This is a genomic window from Pseudoalteromonas sp. MIP2626 (assembly GCF_013414205.1).
GTDB classification, from domain to species: domain Bacteria; phylum Pseudomonadota; class Gammaproteobacteria; order Enterobacterales; family Alteromonadaceae; genus Pseudoalteromonas; species Pseudoalteromonas nigrifaciens.
In genome coordinates this window covers 1-786 of the sequence record NZ_JAATTW010000125.1, presented here as the reverse complement: position 1 = coordinate 786, position 786 = coordinate 1, and the positions used below count along the sequence as shown (strand labels likewise).

The 786-nt window shown below is 42.0% G+C and carries 1 protein-coding gene; it reads left to right on the top strand.

Going from position 1 to position 786, the window contains the following annotated elements:
* Window positions 1–747: reverse transcriptase domain-containing protein (locus HC000_RS18320; RefSeq protein WP_257025644.1), on the top strand; the 747-nt coding region annotated here is incomplete at its 5' end.
* Window positions 748–786: the final 39 nt, after the last annotated feature.

Genomic DNA, 786 nt, shown 5'->3' with positions numbered 1-786 from the left:
TTAAAAAGCGGGGTAATGATAGGCGAACACTGGGAGGCTAGTACGATAGGAAGCCCACAAGGTGGCGTAATTAGCCCGTTATTGGCGAATATCTACCTAGATGCTTTCGATCAAGAAATGAAAAAGCGTAATCACCGAATAGTGAGGTATGCAGATGATATCTTGATTTTGTGCAGCACAGAAAAAGCAGCGCAAGAAGCACTTAAGGCATCCACCCAAATACTAGAGCGAGACTTGAAATTAACCGTGAACCAAAAGAAAACCCATATTGCTCATAGCAGCAAAGGTGTGAAGTTTTTGGGAGTAGAGATAGGTAGCCAGTGGACACGGATACAAGCATCAAAACTCATCGTGTTTAAACAAAAAGTGAAGCAATTAACAAAACGTAACGGCGGCATAAATTTAGCAGAAGTAATAAAGCGGCTAAATCCAGTTGTGCGCGGTTTTGTAAATTATTTTAGTATAGCCAATTGTAAGCGAGAACTAAAAGCCTTGGCAGGTTGGATCAGACGAAGACTAAGGGCAATACAGCTGAGGTTGTGGAAGAAGCCATCAAGGCTACATCGACGACTAAAGCAGTTAGGGAAAAAGCCACCGTTTAAGTTCATAAAGATGAACTCGTGGCGTAACTCACTAAGCCCTTTATCTTGTGTATCGATGCCAAACCAATGGTTTGAGGAGCTTGGTTTATATCCAATAGAAAAAGTGAATACGGGGTGGCTTGCTTTATCAGCGTTTAGGAAATAAGTTGATAAAATGTGAAGGGTACAGGAGCCGTATACGAGG